An 18039-nucleotide genomic window follows, 5' to 3' on the forward strand; every position below is an offset into this window, starting at 1 on the left:
CTTTAATTCTTCTCGTTATTTAAACGGCCTTGGCCTTGGGCTCAAACAAGGGGGCATGCAGCCCAAGTTGTCTGGCGCGGGTGACGGATTGCATGATGTCCATACGGGCAATCTCATCAAGGAAATCAATATGTTCAATTTCAAAATACACGGGCTGCATAATATCAATACGATAAGGTGTCCGCAGCACGTCCAGCAAATCAAACGGTTTTCTTAACGGTTTATCACCCATGGCGTAGAGGGTTTCACCGGGTGAGCTCAGGATGCCGCCGCCGTAGATACGCAGCTCGCCATCCCGGGGCTTGAGCAAACCAAATTCCACGGTAAACCAATAGAGCCTGGCCAGATACACCCGCTCTTCTTTGGTGGCAGCGAGGCCAAGCTTGCCGTAGATGTGGGAGAAATTGGCGAAGGCCGGATTAGTCAGCAATGGGCAGTGACCGAAGATTTCATGAAAAATATCCGGCTCTTGCAGGTAATCAAATTCCTCGCGGCTGCGGATAAAGGTGGCCACCGGAAACTGGCGGCTGGCCAGCAACTCGAAAAAGCGCTCGAACGAAATCAGTGCCGGTACTGCCGCTGTTTTCCAGCCAGTGGTATCCAGCAGCACTTCATCAACTTCTGCCAGTTGTGGCACTCGGTCCTTGGGCAGTGCCAGGCGGTCCAGACCATCCAGATACTCCTGACAGGCGCGGCCCGGCAGATTCACTGCCTGACGTGCATAAAGCTCTGCCCAAATTTCGTTTTCCTGATCCGGATAGGCAATAACGCCGTGCGCATCAGGTTTGCGGGCAACATACTGTGTACTCATCTCGGGTTTCACTTCAGGTTAACTTCAACCCCCCAATAGTGTTCCAAGGGCGGATTTTTGTTAACTGCCTCACGTTTTATTCCTGTGTCCTCTGCTAGCGAATTTCGTAAAGCTTTTATTACAATCTCAATACAGCACAATAACCAAACTATGGCTCTGATGTGTTTTTTTGACAGGGTTACATCCGAATTGAACAGGACTGATTCCCGTTTGCTCAAACAGGTGAAAAATTTACCGAATTGACCTTGTGGTCAATGGTTTTTCATCAAGGCTCCATTACAATAGGCACAGATACAGGTGCCGTGAAAACGCGCGGCCAGAATCAACAAATCCCTTTTTGCACAGTTGCTAAGGAACACCATGAGACAAACCAAAATCCGTAAGGCCGTGATCCCTGTTGCTGGTCTGGGTACCCGGATGCTCCCTGCCACCAAGGCCATCCCCAAAGAGATGTTACCCGTGGTGGATAAACCACTTATCCAGTATGTGGTCAGCGAAGCGGTGGCGGCCGGGATTAAGGAAATTGTCCTGGTGACCCACGCCAGTAAAAACTCCATCGAAAACCATTTCGATACCAGTTTTGAGCTCGAAGCCCAGCTGGAGCGCCGGGTAAAACGCCAACTGTTGGACGAAGTCCAGGCAATCTGCCCCAAAGATGTGACTGTGATCAGCGTGCGCCAGGCGCAGGCGAAAGGTCTTGGCCACGCCATCCTCTGTGCCCGCCCTGTGGTGGGTGATGAGCCCTTTGCCGTGCTCTTGCCCGACGTGATTATCGACGGCGCCAAGAGTGACCTGACCAGTGAAAACCTCGCCGCCATGGTGAGACTGTTCGATGAAACCAGCACTGGCCAAATCATGGTGGAGGCGGTTCCCCATGAGATGGTGAATCAATATGGTATTGCCGACGTTAAAGGCCATCAGTTGGTTAACGGCGAATCCGTGCCTCTGGAAGCGCTGGTTGAAAAGCCTGCTGTCGACGAAGCCCCGTCCAACCTTGCTGTAGTGGGACGTTACGTACTGCCTGCTGAGATTTGGCCTTTGCTGGCACGCACTCCGGCCGGCGCCGGCGATGAAATTCAGCTGACCGATGCCATCGCCATGTTGATGGAATCCGTTCAGGTAAATGCCTACGGCATGGTGGGCAAGAGCCATGACTGTGGCAACAAACAGGGTTATATGCAGGCCAATGTTGAATACGCACTGCGCCACCCCGAGCTTGGTAAGGAATTCGCCAAGTATCTGAAGCAACTGGTTAAAGGACTCAACTAAGGATGACGATTTTGGTGACCGGCGGTGCCGGCTACATAGGTACCCACACAGTGGTGGCCCTGCAGCAGGCAGGTATGGAAGTGTTGGTTCTGGACAACCTCTCCAACGCCTGTGTCGAAGCCCTGAACCGGGTCGAGCAGATCACAGGTCAGGCTGTGCCCTTCGTGCAGGGGGATATCCTCGATAAGCCCCTGCTGATGAAAATCTTTATGGATAACGACATTGAGGCGGTGATCCACTTCGCCGGCCTCAAGGCAGTAGGTGAATCTGTTACCCAGCCGCTGCGTTATTACGAAAACAATGTCACAGGCACTCTGGTACTTTGCCAGGTGATGGCCGAATTTAACGTGAAACAGCTGGTGTTTTCATCTTCGGCCACCGTGTATGGCGATCCGGCCAGCCTGCCCATCACAGAAGAGTTCCCCACTGGCGCCACCAATCCCTACGGTCAGTCCAAGCTGATGGTGGAGCATATTCTGGCCGACCTGCACCATTCAGATCCCAGTTGGAATATCGCCCGCTTGCGCTATTTCAATCCGGTTGGCGCCCATGAAAGCGGGCTGATTGGCGAAGATCCCAACGATATCCCCAATAACCTGATGCCTTTTATCAGCCAGGTTGCCGTGGGCAAGCGGGAGAAGCTGTCGATTTTTGGCAATGACTACGCCACCCACGATGGCACAGGGGTTCGGGACTATATTCATGTGGTTGACCTTGCCGACGGTCACCTCAAGGCCCTGGAGAAACTGAGAACCCAACCGGGACTGGTCACCTATAACCTGGGAACCGGTCAGGGCTACAGCGTACTGGACATGGTCAAGGCCTTTGAAAAAGCCTCGGGTAAAGCCGTACCCTATGAAATAGCGCCACGGCGCCCCGGCGATATCGCTGCCTGCTATGCTGACCCCGGCAAAGCCACTCTGGAACTGGGCTGGAAAGCACAACGCTCAGTGGACGAGATGGCCGCCAGCAGCTGGCGTTGGCAGTCCGGCAATCCCAACGGTTATCGATAAGATTCAGGCCCTCCGGGGCCTTTTGCCTATGAAAGAGAACATCAATTTAAGTCGTCGCCGACTCTTCAGCCGCCGCAAAGACAACGCCCTGAGGCCGCCCTTTGTTCGCGATGACATAGAGTTTACCGATCTGTGCAGCCGCTGCGGCGATTGCATGACGGTGTGCGAGACGAAGATCATCGTCAAGGGTGAAGCCGGTTTCCCCGAGGTTCGCTTCGACAACGCCGAGTGCACCTTCTGCGGGGAATGCGCCAAGGTGTGCCCTGAGCCCATCTTTACCCTCGATAAGTCTCCGGCCTGGACACTGAAGGCCAGTATCAACGACACCTGCCTTGCCCACAGAGGGATTTGGTGCCAGAGCTGCAAAGATGCCTGTGATGCCAGCGCTATCCGCTTTACTCCAACGCTTGGCCACGCGCCCACGCCGGAATTGCTGCTGGATGCCTGCACCGGCTGTGGCGCCTGTGTAGCACCCTGCCCGGTCGATGCCATTGTCATCATAAAACCCGAGACAAGCCCGCAACAGGGCTAGCGCAACCCTGGCATTGCAGCAGTCAGTGAAGGTGGAATGAGGACCGGGGCGAGGATAGGCGTCGGTTCTTCCCCTGTTCCCTGTTCCCCTATTCCCCTGTTCCTCTATTCCCCAATCCACCTATTCCCCAGCTTGTCACTTCCCCTCTCCTGCCACCGGCCTTGATGGGCGCATTGGCTCGCCATGCCCGCCTCTCCTCCACCGCAGCACCGCATCAAACTGGGAGCTGAGCCAAATTTCTGACATAAGCGCCAAATATTAGTGGTTTGCACTGACGCAAATCGGGAGTAACATCCGTCAAACAAATTTCTCATACTTCGGAATTATCTCCAGAACTATGTTTGGAAAAAATAACAAATCCGGCGCTGGCCTGACGTTCATTTCTCCCGGCACTCGCCTCAGTGGCGAAACCCGTTTCGAGGGTGATGCCCTCATTGGTGGAGAACTCCTTGGCAACATCGAAGCCCTCAACAAAATAACCATTGAAGCGGGCGGCGTGATTGATGGAGTACTCAAATGCACCGAGCTTAAAGTGTCCGGGCAATTCAAGGGCAAACTCTTTTGCGAAAAGCTCATCATTGCCGGCGGTGGCATGGTCGAAGGTGAGGTTAAATGTGACCGCATGGAAATCTTCGAAGGTGGTCAGTTCGTCGGGTTCAGAACCCGCGAGAGCCTGAGTGGCGAGTTGCTGGAAGCCAAGAACAGCCAAAAAGATCCTCAGGTGCTGCTGCGTCAGGAACCCGCTTGATGGGTGTTATGCCTGAGACTAAGCCAGCTTTCTGAAGGTCGCTTCATCACAGCAGCTTTCCCCAAAACGCTGCCACGGCCGCGTTTTTTGCTGCCCGCCCAAGGTTAATTGATTGTTAAAAACATGACATTTATCAAAGCCACGTCCTACAGGCTTTGCTAGTGTTTTTCTATCAGCCACCATCCTTTTCCCCTCGATGAATAAGCCTTTGGATAAACAACTGGCAGAGCTCGATATTTTCTCATTGATGCTCTTTCGCGCCATCTTCGAGACCGGGCATGCCAACATCGCGGCCCGGCAATTGGATGTGTCAGCCCCAAAGGTCAGCCGGGCGCTCGCCAGTTTGCGGCTGATATTCGCCGATGAACTCTTTTATCGTCGTCAACAGGGCTTTAAACCCACGCCGCTGGCCGAGCAGCTCTATCCGGCCATTCGCGAGCTGACCGACGGTATTAACCTGCTTGGCATGCAGCTTAAAGACCATCAAGCGTTTCACAGGCAAGAGTGTCAGGTACTCGATTTGGCAGTGAGCTCCGGCATACTCACCACCCTGGCATTGGAGTTCAATCGCAGAGAGGGATTGTGCCCTTCTGTGGTGTTACACCATTGGCAGGAAAATACAGCCGACAGAATACATGCCGGTGAGCTGGATTTGGGCCTGGCGCTGGCGCCTGAGCCACACAGCGAGCTCAGTTATGAGCGCCTTTGCGACGCCCCCGGCCTTTGCCTGGTTGCCGCCGCCAATCACCCCATTTGGCAGCAATCCGAGATAAGTCTTGAACACATTTGCGAGTATCCATTTCTGTGCATGAATCACCCGGGGTTCAATGACAAAGTCGACCCGCTGGAGCTGTTTTGCCATAGGGAAGGCCTTGTCCCACCGACAGTGCTGCGTGTGTCAGACAAGGAAGAATGGTTTGGGCATCTTTTATGCCAGCAAAGCCTGGCTTTTGCATCTCCCCTGGAGTGGGGATTGCTTACAGCCTTGCCCGGGGTGGAAATCAAACACCTTTCAGCAAAAGAACTTGCCCGCCTCCATACCGGGATTGCGGTTCCCGGCCTCTATCTTATCGAAAAACCGGCTCATCACCGCCGCTACAGCCCCGACGACAGGAAAAAGCTGCTGCACATTATTGCGCTTACACTGGGATTGGAAACCGAAGATCACTCAATCAATTTCAGCATCTAAAATTACCAATTACCCAAATCGAAATTCACAAATAAGAGTTTAAAAGCCTGTTTCACACATTTGAAACAGACTTTTAACTACCACTTTATATATATACCCATCGTCCTATAGTGGAAATACTGCAATAGCAGTCTTAAAGGCTATAAAGGGACGCGATGATGAAAAACTACAATAGGTCACTGCTGACGATAGCACTCCTCAGTGCTCTGACCCTTACCGCATGCGGTGACGGTAAAGATGGTCAGGACGGCGCACCTGGTACTCCGGGCACTCCCGGCACGCCTGGCGAACCTGGTAAACCAGGTACCCCAGCCGGCGCTTTCGTTACCACTGCAGATAAAGCCGCTGATGTTACCTTCGACATACTCCCAGCCGATATCAATGTGGCGGGATCAGGTGAATTCGCAATTAAATTCAAAGCCATGGGCAAAAATGCTCAAGGCCGTTCAGTTCCATTCAGCGGACTGGATATGGTGTCACTGTATTCACTGACACTGGCAGCCAACAGCTCAGGCAGCGGCGCGCCACTGGAGTGGGTGAACAATGCCATGGTGCAGGATCTGGGCTCTTCCATGTACTGTACCCTTACAGGCACCTACAGCTCCCGCGGTCAAACCGGTAATGCCTGTACACTGGTGGAAGATGCCGACGAGCTTGGCACTTACACGGGCACCTGGACCCATGAGGGCGCAGCGCCCATCATGAACCCTAATGATGACCTCAATGCCACCCACCGCCTGATCATGCGGGCCTACAATGTAAAAGACAGCGGCGGCACCACACTCTCTGACAAGGTGCTCTCTGACAGACTGGACTATGTGCCAGCTACAGGTGCGCTCGTTGAAGCCACCGGCAAAGACACAGTCACAGATGCAGCCTGTATGAACTGTCACGGCAATATAGATGGTCGTATTGCCAAAATTGAAGCGCACCACAACTATCAGAGTGTGGAAAACTGCGTGGCCTGCCACAATCCCGATAACCAGCCCGATGAAGATCAGCTTGCCGAAGGCTGGCTGTTCGATTTCGGCCCCATGATCCACCGTCTCCATGCCGGGCACCATATCAGTGACTTCCTCTCCGGCGAAGCCAAGGAGTACTTCGGCGAACTGGGTTTCCCCGGCGAACTGCGTGAATGTACCAGCTGCCACAACAACGGTCCTTCCTGGAGCAATAACCTGTATCGTCAGGCGTGCGTTGGCTGTCACATCAACGTGAACTTTGAAACCGGTGAAGGCCACTCGAACTTTGACCTGGCACAAGCCGACGACAGTCAGTGTAAATCCTGTCACGCCAGCGGCTCTTTAAGCCCTGCCATGGCCCACAAGGTTGGCAAACGCGCAGAATATGCTGAGCTGTTCAAGATTGAGCCCCAAACAGCCACTGTGTCAGACCCTGTTGCTGACGATGGCATGAAAACACTTGCCGTCAGCGTCAAGATCACCATGAATGGTGCCCCTGTGGCCGATGGCACCGTGCTGACCGATTACATGACCAACACCGGCCGTCCGCTGCTGATTGGTAATGTGAATTCAGGTGGTTTCGTCAATGGCGATTTAAACCTCAGACTCACCGACAGCCCAGTGCTTTCCGGTGGCGTACTGACGGTGAGCAAAGCCTTCCCTGAAGCCTTGCTGACCGGCACCATCTATGTGACTGCCGAAGTCCAGGTCTGCGCAGATAAAGGCATGGTTGTGAAGTGCCGTGATGGCGCAGGTGCTGCCGTTGAAGGTCTGGACTTTGGTGCTGACCATGGTTTGGCCAACGCAGCCCCACTGACCTACTTCAACCTGGATGACCCCGCTGGCGCAACCGTGACTGCCCGCATGGATACCCCTGCCCGCATCACAGTGGAAGAAGCCAAGTGTAACAGCTGTCACCAAAATCTGACCCACGTGAAAGGCACCCACGGTGTAACCGAGTTTACCCAGTGTATGGCGTGTCATAACACCCTGGCTGGCCGCTCTGGTCACCCGGTACAGTACGACACAGGCGAAGTAGATGCCGATGGTAACCGTATATTCGAAACCATCACCGACATCACCTTCAGCAACCGTGATCTCATTACCGTTGCCCACCGTTTCCACAGTGGTAACTGGGATGCGCTGCGCGGTGTGCCAGCTATCTACCTTGACAAGAATATGGAGCTGCAAGGCTATCCCGGTGTTGCCACCGACTGCAGTGCCTGTCACAAAGACGGCGCCCAGTTCTTTGCCAACGACGGTGGCCTGACCTCAGGTAAACGTGCCATCAAGGTCAGCTCCACAGCTGAAGAATACATTACCCCAGTGGCCGAAGCCTGCCGTACCTGCCACGCTCACTCCAATGGTGCCGCACTGGCCCACTTCAAGAGCAATGGCGCCTACGTACAGGGTGAGCCTGCCACAACCAGCAATCTGCCGGTTGAAAGCTGCGCCACCTGTCACGCAGAAGGTAAAGCTTACGGTATCGATAAGGTGCACGCAGAGGCCTCTCACTAAGAGGGTACCTTTGGGCTCCCCTGCAAAGCCCAGTTCTCTGCAAACCCTTCGGGGGCCTTCGGGCCCCCGTTTTCATTCTTGATTGCTATGGCTGAGTTGCTCTGCTTTAAATTCTCTGAGCCTTCTTGCTACCACCGCGGGCGAGTCATCCAGGGCATCGGCGGGGATATACAGATGATAGCCAAGCTGCTTGTCCAGCAGCAGGCAGCGGTGACCAAACATGGCCAACACCCCGCGATAACGTTCACCATGGGTAAGCAAGGGGGTAAATTCGGCGCTGAGCTGGGTTTCAAGGGACTCCAGCGCATCCCCCTGAGCGGCCGCCGTCATCAACAAGGGCCGCTGTTCAGACAAAAGCCCGGTGGCGAGTCTGGGGGAGATACTGTCCAGCACCGGGTTGATTTTTTTCACTTTAATGCCGATAAAGGACAAGTCCAGACTGTCCAATCCCTGGCTCACACGGGGAACATCGATGCGTTGAATGTTCTCCCACTCGAGCCGGTATTGACCACGGCGGTGATAAAACACCAGTCCATCGGCGTCGCCTTTGAGCGATTCCGGCGGTTGTGACACCTTGGCATAGCCCAGCACCAGGCCCACTGCCCCCAGGGTAAAGAGCACCAATCCCGGCCCAAACCAGTGTCTGGCGCCGATAAAAATCAGCAGCGAAATACACAACAGCAGTGCACTTATCAGGGTTAACGTAATGCCGTTTCGCTTGGTGGCTGCGACGATGGAAAAATGCCCGTTCTTTTTTTCTGTCATGCCCCGTACCTCAACTCAAACCACAGAGTGCCAACATATTCGTGAATGGCCTTTTGCGAACTGGACAAAGTCTCGGCATTGAGTCGCCACCAGGTGGACCGGCGCGCGGTAAAATCGGTTGGCGCCGCCTCAGCATTGAGCCCCTCATGGGCAAACATGGCCATGGCCCTTGGCATATGGGCCGCTGAGGTGACAAGTCTTATGGGCACGTCCAGCCCCAAGGCTTTAATCTGGCGCGCCTCTTCCAGTGTGTCCCTGGCAAGGGGCAAGGCGATTATCTGCGCCTCTGGCACCCCAAGCTCCATCGCCGCCTGCTTCATCACGTCAGCATGGGCGAAACGATTGTAGTCACTGCGATAGCCGCTCACTATCAAGGTGCAATCTTTCCCCAGTGACATTTGTTTGAGTCCTTCAGTCAGCCGGGCCAACGCCACCGGTGACAATTGCTGCACTGCGCTGCCATGGATAGCATCATCATGCTCAAAGCCCAGAACCGACACCACACAGTCGCCCTCAATGGGCCTTGGGTTGGCACTGTAGCGCTGCTCGAGCGGGTTAATCAGCATATTGCTGCCGAAGGTGGAAGACAAAAACACCAGCGCGGCGACGGAAACCATCAGCAGAGACCGAGCAAGTGCGCGTCTTTGCCACAGAATAAGCACGAGCAGCAACCCCAACACCAACAGTGGAATGGGCATGACCAGCAGGGATAGGATCTTTTTAAGTAAAAACATGGGAAAATCTTGCCTTAACGCGGATGAGGCAAGAGCTTACCCAAGGAGAGAAGTTGTGGCTACCTGAAAAAACGCCTTGCCGGCATGAAAGCGGGCAAGGCGTTTCTATTGTAATAGACCAGCGCTGGCGAAAAGAAGGTCAGCGCTTTTCCCACAGCCAGGCGGCGCCGCGAACGCCCGAGGAGCAACCATAGAGGTTCTGCACCACAGGGGTACGGCACTCACGGCCCACCACATATTTGGGCAGTATTGCCGGCAATCGGGTATAAATGGCCTGCACATTGGACATACCGCCGCCAAGCACAATGGCATCGGGGTCGAGCATGTTGATCACATGTGCAAGCGCTCGGGCCAACCGGTCCAGATAGCGGTCAAACACCTGATTGGCGAGCGCGTCACCCGCCTCTACCAGGGCCATGATCTCGGCGCCATTTTGGGCTGTGCCACCACTGGCTCTGAAATCGCGCAAAAAGCCGGTTCCTGAGACAAAGGTTTCGATGCAGTCTTTATTGCCACAAAAGCACTCTGTGGTGTTGAACTCATCGGGGCGCATCCAGGGCAAGGGATTATGGCCCCACTCACCGCCAATGCCGTTGCCGCCTTCATGCACCCGGCCATCGAAGGCGAGCCCGGCGCCGCATCCCGTGCCTAAAATGGCACCAAATACCACGCGTTTTCCGGCAGCCGCGCCATCTACGGCCTCAGAGACCGCAAAACAGTTGGCGTCGTTGGCTACCCGCACTTCCCGGTTGAGCAAAACGCCCAGGTCGCGGTCGAGGGGATGACCATTAATCCAGGTTGAGTTGGCGTTTTTCACCAGCCCTGTATAGGGGGAGATAACGCCGGGTATGCCTATTCCAAGACTACCCTGGGTGCCCAGCGTGGCTTCGGCTTCGTTCACCAGGGTCACAACCGCATTCAGGGTACCCTGATATTCCTTCGGTGTTGCAATGCGCTTACGGAAAAGCTCACTGCCATCTTCCCCCAGTGCCACCAGCTCAATCTTGGTGCCACCGAGATCCACCCCCATTCGCATCATCTGCTTTCTCCACTTCAGCCTGGGCTGTTAATGACCGTTCCACCCCGGCGCAGTTGCCATAAACCAGGGATTAAGAAGTTGTTCTTTATTGTTGTAAACCAGTGGGTTGGTTTCGCCATATACCACCACCCTGCCGCCGGCACTTTCGAGCACCGCCTGGGCGGCGGCTGTGTCCCACTCACTGGTCGGCCCGAGTCTCGGGTACAGGTCGGCCCGTCCTTCGGCAAGCATACAAAACTTAAGCGAGCTGCCAACGCTGAGGAGTTCGTGGTCACCAAGGTTTGCCAGATACCCCGCCATCTCGGCAGACTGATGTGAGCGGCTGCCTACTACCACGGGAACTTCGCGCTTTTGCGCGCAGCCCGTCAAGGGATGGCACTCGCCCTGGCGCTCCAGCCAGGCACCCAGCCCCTCTGCACCGAGATAACAGGTATCCAGCACAGGGGCAAACACCACGCCAGCCACCGCAACACCATCCCGCACCAGCGCAATATTTATCGTAAACTCGCCATTGCGCTTGATAAATTCCTTGGTGCCATCGAGGGGATCAATCAGAAAATACTCCTGCCACTGGCGGCGGGTTTCCCAATGGATGACGTCTTCTTCTGACAGCACGGGTGTGTTCGGAAATGCCTCGGCGAGCTGCTCGATTATCACGGCGTGACTGGCCAGATCGGCTGCAGTAACCGGGCTGTCGTCGCTTTTTTGCGTCACCGACACATCGCCCTGCCCGTACACAGCCATAATGGCCGCACCGGCCCGACGGGCAATCTGCCCAAGCCTTTCCAGTGTCGATTTATCCAATGCCACCAATGTCATACATACTCCTGCGCTTTACGGTCCATGATTTTCTGGCCAGGCAAAAACGCCATTATGCCATCGGCACCGGGCAGGAAATAATAACAAATTCGTTAAATTCAGTGCCAAAGATACTAAGGCAGGCGAGAGGCTGAGAAAAGAGCCGTTAACAAGGGTGCATTCGTATTCACAAGCCTGCCACGCGGCAGCTGCTGTGATTGCCAACCCCTCAGCCCAGGGTACAATACAGGCCTTGTTAGCGTATTTATTGGCATTAAACACCATGACTCACACTACGCACACCGTTCGCCTACTCGCTCTGCTTTCATCAACGCTGCCATTTTTCGCCCAGGCTGACTGGTGGATTTCCCCGGATGATTTGGCCTTAAGGGCCGATATTCAGCGGCTGGCCGACACCGAGATTATCGGAGCGCCAGTGCTCACCTACCCTTTGATGTGGTCCGCTATCGAAAAGGACGTTCAGGCCGCCGATCCGGCCAGTCTTAGCCGCGCCACCCGTGACGCACTCTTTCGGGTTCAGGCTGCCCTTGCCAAGGCCAAGCCCAGTGTCATCACAGACGTGAAACTGGGGCTTGCCAACGATGAGCGGCGCTTTCGAGGCTTTGGTGACGCGCAGCACGATAAGATATCCACCACCGCGTCGCTGCAGGCACAAAACAACTGGGGCATAGTGCAGCTCAGTGGCAGCTGGTATGACAGCAACCTTGAAGGTAATCAGGCGCGGCTCGATAACAGCTTTGGCGCCCTGCGCCTTGGCAATTGGGTGCTGGCCGCGGGCAGCATTCCCAAATACTGGGGACCGGGTTGGGATACCGGCCTTATTCAAACCACCAATGCCCGGCCGATGCCCGGCATCAGTCTGACCCGGGACAATGCCGCTGCCTTTGACCTGCCAGTGCTCGAATGGCTTGGCCACTGGACCTTTACCACCGCATTCAGCCAAATGGAGAGCGAGCGCCATGTGCCCGATGCGCGCCATTGGGGAGCGCGAGGCAGTTTTAAGCCGCTGACCAATCTCGAAATCGGCGCCTCCTGGACCATGCAATGGGGCGGTAAAGGCTATGGCAACAGCCTGAAAGACTGGTGGGATGGCCTGTTCAATGGGGGCAAGAGCGAAAGCGAGGTGGAAAATGGCCAGGAAAACATGCTGGCCGGATACGACTTTCGCTATTCAACAAGCCTGTTTGGCGCGCCTGTTGCCTTGTATTACGAGCGTATTCATGAAGATTTTCATCATGGAAAAAAGCGGCTCATCAACGCCTCAAACCTTGGTGGCGTTGACCTGTATCTGGATGGATTGAACACCCTGGTGTTTTTGGAATACTCAGATACCAAAGCAGCTTGCGGCGTCAGTTCAAACCATTATAACTGTTTGTATGAGCACGGTTTTTATCGCTCAGGCTACCGCTATTATGGCCGTAGCCTTGGCAGTACCTATGATAACGATACCGAAGCGCTGGTGTTGGGAGCCGTCACCCACTTAAGCGGTGGTGATAAATTTATCTCCAAGGCACGCTGGTTAAGGCTCAACGTAGACGGCAGTGACGCGCTCCCCCCCGGTGGCAACCCGCAGTCGCCGGGCCGTTACGAGCAGGTTTATCAGCTGGAAGCCCAGTATCGGATGCCATTTCAGGGGGGCGAACTGCTGTTGGAAGCGTCATTGGCCTACAGCGATTTCCGGTATGTGGGTGGTAATGACTGGAGTCCATTCGCCACCATTCGTTATGAAAAGCGCTTTTAGTGCGGCGCCAGAGCTCTTGATAGCTGGCAAAGCCGGCCTCTCAGCATGCCTCGAAATGCTGGATAAGGACCTCTAGTGTGCTGTGGCCGCGCTGCTGCAAAAAATGCAGCAGCGCCATGGGGCTCTCATTGAGGAGGCGCTGCCGGGGATAATCTGCCGCATCCACAATGGCAAGCGAGCGGTCAAATCCCCCCAAATCAAAGGCAACATGGGCATCTGAACCCATCACCAACTGGGCATCCAGTCTGGCTGCCATCCTGGCAATGGCAAGGCAGTTCTCTTCGCTGCCTTTACGTGATGCGGTAAAGGATGAGTTATTGATTTCAAGCGCCACATTGCACGCCTTGGCGGCGCCGACCACTGCTTCCACATCGATGGGATATGCCGGGTTCCCGGGATGGGTGATGATATCCACCAAGCCCGACTCCATGGTGGCTATCATAGCGCGGGTGTGGGTGAGTTTATCGATTGGCGCAAACACAGGTTCATGGAAGCCGGCCTGCACCAGATCCAGCTCAGAGAGATACTCGCCGAAATAATCGATTTCGCCTTTTTCATTCATGATATTGGCTTCGATACCCCGCAGAATACCCACCCCATGCCATACCCGCGGCAGCACCCGTAGATTCACAAAATGCCAAAAATGCGGTGCATCTTTCATGGCGGGACCATGGTCCGTGGTGGCAAAGAGACGAATGCCTTTTTCTTTCGCCACCGCCAGATAATCATGGATGGTGCTGTAAGCGTGGGTGGATGCCACTGTGTGGCTGTGAGTATCGACCGGAAACTGCATGTGTTTATCCTCAGCGTCTTTAGGATCACTCTAGCAGTGTTACGCAGTGACTTTCGAGATGCCAATCTGTTTTTTACTGCGTGTCTTTTCTGTCAGTGACCAGCAAGACAACACCACGCTCTCTCAACAGGGCACACTTGCCCACAGCAGAGCAACCCTGCCCACAACAGAACAAGCTAACGAACGAAGCGCACTATCTTACTGAACAGGCTCTCTAACAGAACAGACTCTCTAACAGAACACACTGCCAAAGCGCTAATCCATGGACTCATCCCCAGGCAGAAAAGGCGACTTCCCCCTGGGGTTTGGATCTTGTATGCTGGTTTTCACCGTACATTCACCCTGAATCCCGCCATGAAATTACCCCAACATCTGCTCGGCTTGTTACTGGCAATGCCCTTGTTTGCCTGTTCTCAGGCTCAGGTTCCTGAGGCACCAACCCCATCGCCAGAGAAAGTGACGGCCTACGCACCGTCGCAGGACGACGCCAGCAAAGCGCTGCCCATAGGCGACAGCAGCCGCACCTCACTGGATTGGCCCGGCAGCTACGAGGGGGTACTGCCCTGTGCCAGCTGCGAAGGCATTAAAACCCATCTGGAGTTGAACAACGACGGCACTTACCTGTTGCAAACCCATTTTCTTGGCCTGAAAGAAGGCGAAAAAGAGTCAGAGCGCTTTGAAGAGCGTGGCACGTTTATATGGAATGCCAGCGGCGGCGCCATCCAGCTTGAGAGCGGCGCCGGGTATCAGGTAGGTGAAAATCAGCTGTTTATGTTGGACAGGGAAGGCAATCGCATCACAGGCACACTCAGCGAACACTACCGACTGAAGAAAACCGAATGACGCAGAGAAAAAGCAGAGCGGGCTAAAGCCCGTCCAGAAAAAGCAGAGCGCTTCGCTTCCAGATTCTAGAATCTAGAATCTAGAATCTAGAAGCGATTTGCCGCAAGCAGATTAAACGCGGCATAAAGATGTTCACCAAGGGTGGAGCGGAAAAAACTAACGTACTTTAAAAGGCGCCGCCAACGCATCTTTGGCCGATAACAGTGGTGGTCCCTTGATAGGCCATTCAATCGCAAGATTTGGATCATCCCATCGAATACTGCGCTCAGATTCGGGATGATAAAAGTCACTGCACTTGTAGCTGACGATAGCGGTTTCTGACAGCACGTAAAAGCCATGGGCAAAACCTTTGGGGATAAAGAGTTGCCTGTGGTTTTCTGCAGAGAGGGTTTCCCCCACCCATTTGCCATAGGTAGGTGACTCAGGGCGAATATCCACTGCCACATCAAATATAGCGCCCGACAACACGGAAATAAGCTTGTCCTGGGGATGCTCTTCCTGCCAGTGAAGCCCCCTTAACGTCCCCTTTTTAGACAAAGACTGATTGTCCTGCACAAAGGTGACCGGCGCTATCATGTCGGCAAAGCGCTGCTGCTGCCAGCTTTCGAAAAAGTATCCCCGCTCATCCTCATATACCCTGGGGATGATTAGCTTTACCTCATTAATGGCGGTGGTTAACACCTGCATGAATTACTCCTGCGATGCAAAAAAATTAACAATCAGAGTCTGTAGCTGAGTTCACGGCCCTGGCCTTGGATTCCAGGATTTTACCTAACTCACACTGCCAGTCTGCGGCAGCAACTCCATATAATGCTTGGATTTTACTGCCATTTAGCCTCGAGTTGCTGGGCCTAAACGCAGGGGAGCCGAACTCAGTGGCGCTGATAGGTGTTATTGTTGGCACTCGGTGGATGACGCCGAGCCTGTATGCGTCAGTCAAAATGCTCGTGGCAAACTCGTACCAGCTGACAAAGGGCTGGCCGGAAAAGTGATAGACGCCCCAAGGGCCATTTCTCTCCACCGATTGCCGGGCAAGGTGCCAAATTACCCGGGCCAGAGAAGATGCGGGTGTCGGCCCCCCAACTTGATCCGCCACAACCCGAAGCTCTGACTTGGATGCGGCCAAACGCAGCATGGTATTGACGAAGTTGTTACTGTCTGCGTCAAAAATCCAGGATGTTCTGACAATAAGATGTTTGGCACAGTTGGCGGCTATGGATTGCTCCCCCAACCACTTGGATTGCCCATATACAGACGTAGGCGCTGGCGAGTCCTCTTCGCGGTATGGACGGTCGAGGAGACCATCAAACACATAGTCGGTAGAAAGGTGTATCAGCACGGCATCAGCCGCGGTTGCAGCCTTGGCGAGTTGCTCGCAAGCGCCGCTATTTATGCGAACACACTGCTCGGTGTCTGTTTCAGCCTTATCTACTGCCGTATAAGCGGCGCAGTTGATTACCAACTGAGGCGAGTACTGCAACAGATAGTCCGCTACCGACTGTGGTTGTAGAAAATCCACCTCAGTTTTAGCAGGGGCCAGTATTCGCCAACCCGGTGGCTTAGATGCCAGCAATGCGCGCCCTACCTGACCACTGGCTCCCAGCAGTAATACATTCATCGAAACATTACCTTGTGTGAAAACAGAGCGCTTCGCTTCTAGAGCGTCGCTTTGCGACTTCTAGGTTCTAGGTTCTAGGTTCTAGGTTCTAGGTTCTAGGTTCTAGGTTCTAGGTTCTAGGTTCTAGGTTCTAGATTCTAGGGTCTAGCAGCCCGCTTTGTGGGCGCTCTGGCGCGAAGCGCACTAAAGCAAACCGCGTAAATAGTCTCCGTATCCGCTCTGGCTAAGCGCCTTTGCGTGCTGCAACAAGGTCTCTGTCGATATCCAGCCCTGGCGATAGGCGATTTCTTCAAGACACGCAATCTTCAGACCTTGTCGCTTTTCAATGGTTTGCACAAAATGCCCGGCTTCCATCAGCGCATCGTGGGTACCTGTATCCAACCAGGCAAAGCCCCGCCCAAGCACACTCACCTGTAATTGGTTGGCTGCGAGATACGCATTATTGATGTCGGTAATTTCAAGCTCTCCGCGGGCCGAATGCGTAAGGCTTTTAGCAATCTCAATGACCTGATTATCGTAAAAATACAAGCCGGTGACTGCGTAATGGGACTTGGGCTCGCGAGGCTTTTCTTCAATGCTGACAGCACGGCCTGTGTTATCAAACTCCACTACCCCAAATCGCTCGGGGTTTGTCACATGGTAGGCAAACACCGTGGCGCCGTGAGAGCAATCCACGGCCTGCTGCAGCTGCCTGGAAAAGCTTTGGCCGTAGAAAATATTGTCACCCAGGATGAGGGCAACCTTGTCATTACCGATAAAGTCTTCACCGATTAAAAATGCCTGGGCTATCCCTTCGGGTTTGGATTGAACGGCATAACTGATGCGAATGCCAAGGCCACTGCCATCACCGAGCAAAGATTGGAAACCTGCAAGGTCACTTGCCGTGGATATCAGCAGGATGTCGCGAATGCCGGCAAGCATGAGCACCGACAGCGGATAGTACACCATGGGTTTGTCGTACACGGGCAACAACTGCTTGGATACGCCGCGGGTAATGGGATAAAGCCTGCTGCCGGTACCGCCCGCTAGGATAATGCCTTTGGTCGTTTGAGTGTTAAATGCTGAATGCTGAATGTTAAGTGACATGACTTTACTTAGTTTGATTCTGCTGAGCAGATTTTACGATAGCTACAATGAGTTTGATTAGCTCTTCACTTTGCTCCAACAGCGACACAACATGGGAATCTTTGCTATTCAGGTAGTCTGTTTCACACAAAAGCAATAGCCAATAGTGAGTCTCTCTGGCTTCCTTGCTCGCTATCGCCATTTTAGCAATAAAATCAGCATGGCTTTGTGCGGATTGAGCTTCATTCACATTGGCCCCAATCGAAGTACCCGATCTGAGTAACTGCTTAGAGAGCACGAATTCTTTTTGATTTTTCACTAAGTGCTGACTGAGCTTCACTATTCTGACAGCAAATTGAAACGACTTATCAAGCACTGCATTACCAGTCATCAGCGTTACTCCCTAAGTTCACCACTCACGATTCACCATTCACCATTCACCATTCACCATTCACCATTCACCATTCACCATTCACCATTCACCATTCACCATTCACCACTCACCATTCACCATTCACCATTCACCATTCACCATTCACCATTCACCATTCACCACTCACCATTCACCATTCACCATTCA

At 53.9% G+C, this 18039-nt stretch carries 18 protein-coding genes; 8 read left to right on the top strand and 10 right to left on the bottom strand.

Annotation, left to right across the window (positions count from 1 at the left end):
* Positions 1–19: 19 nt before the first annotated feature.
* Positions 20–811, bottom strand: coding sequence for a phenylalanine 4-monooxygenase (phhA, locus tag JQC75_RS11440; protein ID WP_203324221.1), 792 nt, complete (start codon positions 809–811; stop codon positions 20–22).
* 360 nt (positions 812–1171) lie between these two features.
* Between phhA and galU the strand changes: the two genes are divergently transcribed.
* From galU to JQC75_RS11470, 6 genes are all read left to right on the top strand, one after another.
* A complete protein-coding gene (gene galU / locus JQC75_RS11445) occupies positions 1172–2080 on the top strand; it encodes a UTP--glucose-1-phosphate uridylyltransferase GalU (protein ID WP_203324222.1) in 909 nt (302 codons plus the stop codon).
* A 2-nt stretch (positions 2081–2082) separates the two neighbouring features.
* On the top strand, positions 2083–3093 hold the full coding sequence (gene galE / locus JQC75_RS11450; RefSeq protein WP_203324223.1) for a UDP-glucose 4-epimerase GalE: 1011 nt from the start codon (positions 2083–2085) through the stop codon (positions 3091–3093).
* A 28-nt stretch (positions 3094–3121) separates the two neighbouring features.
* Complete coding sequence (gene napF, locus JQC75_RS11455) at positions 3122–3625, top strand: ferredoxin-type protein NapF (RefSeq protein WP_203324224.1); 504 nt, start codon at positions 3122–3124, stop codon at positions 3623–3625.
* A gap of 337 nt (positions 3626–3962) precedes the next feature.
* Positions 3963–4373 (top strand): bactofilin family protein, encoded by a 411-nt coding sequence (locus tag JQC75_RS11460; RefSeq protein ID WP_203324225.1) that lies wholly within the window; start codon positions 3963–3965, stop codon positions 4371–4373.
* A gap of 208 nt (positions 4374–4581) precedes the next feature.
* Positions 4582–5562 carry a LysR family transcriptional regulator gene (locus tag JQC75_RS11465; protein ID WP_239002000.1) on the top strand — a complete coding sequence of 327 codons (981 nt, stop codon included), beginning with the start codon at positions 4582–4584 and terminating at the stop codon, positions 5560–5562.
* A 155-nt stretch (positions 5563–5717) separates the two neighbouring features.
* Positions 5718–8042 (top strand): OmcA/MtrC family decaheme c-type cytochrome, encoded by a 2325-nt coding sequence (locus tag JQC75_RS11470; protein ID WP_203324227.1) that lies wholly within the window; start codon positions 5718–5720, stop codon positions 8040–8042.
* A gap of 72 nt (positions 8043–8114) precedes the next feature.
* Here JQC75_RS11470 and JQC75_RS11475 read toward each other — a convergent pair whose 3' ends face one another.
* The 4 genes from JQC75_RS11475 to cysQ form a co-directional block, all read right to left on the bottom strand.
* A complete protein-coding gene (locus JQC75_RS11475) occupies positions 8115–8807 on the bottom strand; it encodes a DUF2982 domain-containing protein (protein WP_203324228.1) in 693 nt (230 codons plus the stop codon).
* Positions 8804–9541, bottom strand: a complete 738-nt coding sequence (locus JQC75_RS11480) for a YdcF family protein (protein WP_203324229.1) — start codon at positions 9539–9541, stop codon at positions 8804–8806. Before JQC75_RS11480 ends, JQC75_RS11475 begins: the two co-directional genes overlap by 4 nt.
* A 139-nt stretch (positions 9542–9680) precedes the next feature.
* Entirely contained in the window at positions 9681–10580 is a 900-nt protein-coding gene (gene mak, locus JQC75_RS11485) for a fructokinase (RefSeq protein ID WP_203324230.1), read from the bottom strand.
* A gap of 27 nt (positions 10581–10607) precedes the next feature.
* Complete coding sequence (gene cysQ / locus JQC75_RS11490) at positions 10608–11399, bottom strand: 3'(2'),5'-bisphosphate nucleotidase CysQ (protein WP_203324231.1); 792 nt, start codon at positions 11397–11399, stop codon at positions 10608–10610.
* A gap of 262 nt (positions 11400–11661) precedes the next feature.
* Between cysQ and JQC75_RS11495 the strand changes: the two genes are divergently transcribed.
* Entirely contained in the window at positions 11662–13140 is a 1479-nt protein-coding gene (locus JQC75_RS11495) for a capsule assembly Wzi family protein (protein WP_203324232.1), read from the top strand.
* A 40-nt stretch (positions 13141–13180) separates the two neighbouring features.
* On the opposite strand, the gene JQC75_RS11500 is transcribed toward JQC75_RS11495, so the two are convergent.
* Positions 13181–13933, bottom strand: coding sequence for a phosphatase (locus tag JQC75_RS11500; protein ID WP_203324233.1), 753 nt, complete (start codon positions 13931–13933; stop codon positions 13181–13183).
* Positions 13934–14287: 354 nt separating this feature from the next.
* On the opposite strand from JQC75_RS11500, the gene JQC75_RS11505 reads away from it, so the two are divergent.
* Positions 14288–14776 (top strand): copper resistance protein NlpE, encoded by a 489-nt coding sequence (locus tag JQC75_RS11505; protein WP_203324234.1) that lies wholly within the window; start codon positions 14288–14290, stop codon positions 14774–14776.
* A 156-nt stretch (positions 14777–14932) separates the two neighbouring features.
* Here JQC75_RS11505 and rfbC read toward each other — a convergent pair whose 3' ends face one another.
* The 4 genes from rfbC to JQC75_RS11525 form a co-directional block, all read right to left on the bottom strand.
* Positions 14933–15463, bottom strand: a complete 531-nt coding sequence (gene rfbC / locus JQC75_RS11510; RefSeq protein WP_203324235.1) for a dTDP-4-dehydrorhamnose 3,5-epimerase — start codon at positions 15461–15463, stop codon at positions 14933–14935.
* A 25-nt stretch (positions 15464–15488) separates the two neighbouring features.
* Positions 15489–16394, bottom strand: a complete 906-nt coding sequence (rfbD, locus tag JQC75_RS11515) for a dTDP-4-dehydrorhamnose reductase (RefSeq protein WP_203324236.1) — start codon at positions 16392–16394, stop codon at positions 15489–15491.
* A 183-nt stretch (positions 16395–16577) separates the two neighbouring features.
* Entirely contained in the window at positions 16578–17480 is a 903-nt protein-coding gene (gene rfbA, locus JQC75_RS11520; RefSeq protein WP_203324237.1) for a glucose-1-phosphate thymidylyltransferase RfbA, read from the bottom strand.
* Between the two features lie 4 nt (positions 17481–17484).
* Positions 17485–17850 (bottom strand): four helix bundle protein, encoded by a 366-nt coding sequence (locus tag JQC75_RS11525; RefSeq protein WP_203324238.1) that lies wholly within the window; start codon positions 17848–17850, stop codon positions 17485–17487.
* Between the last annotated feature and the right edge of the window lie 189 nt (positions 17851–18039).

Origin of the sequence: Shewanella litorisediminis, assembly GCF_016834455.1 — a bacterium.
GTDB lineage: Bacteria > Pseudomonadota > Gammaproteobacteria > Enterobacterales > Shewanellaceae > Shewanella > Shewanella litorisediminis.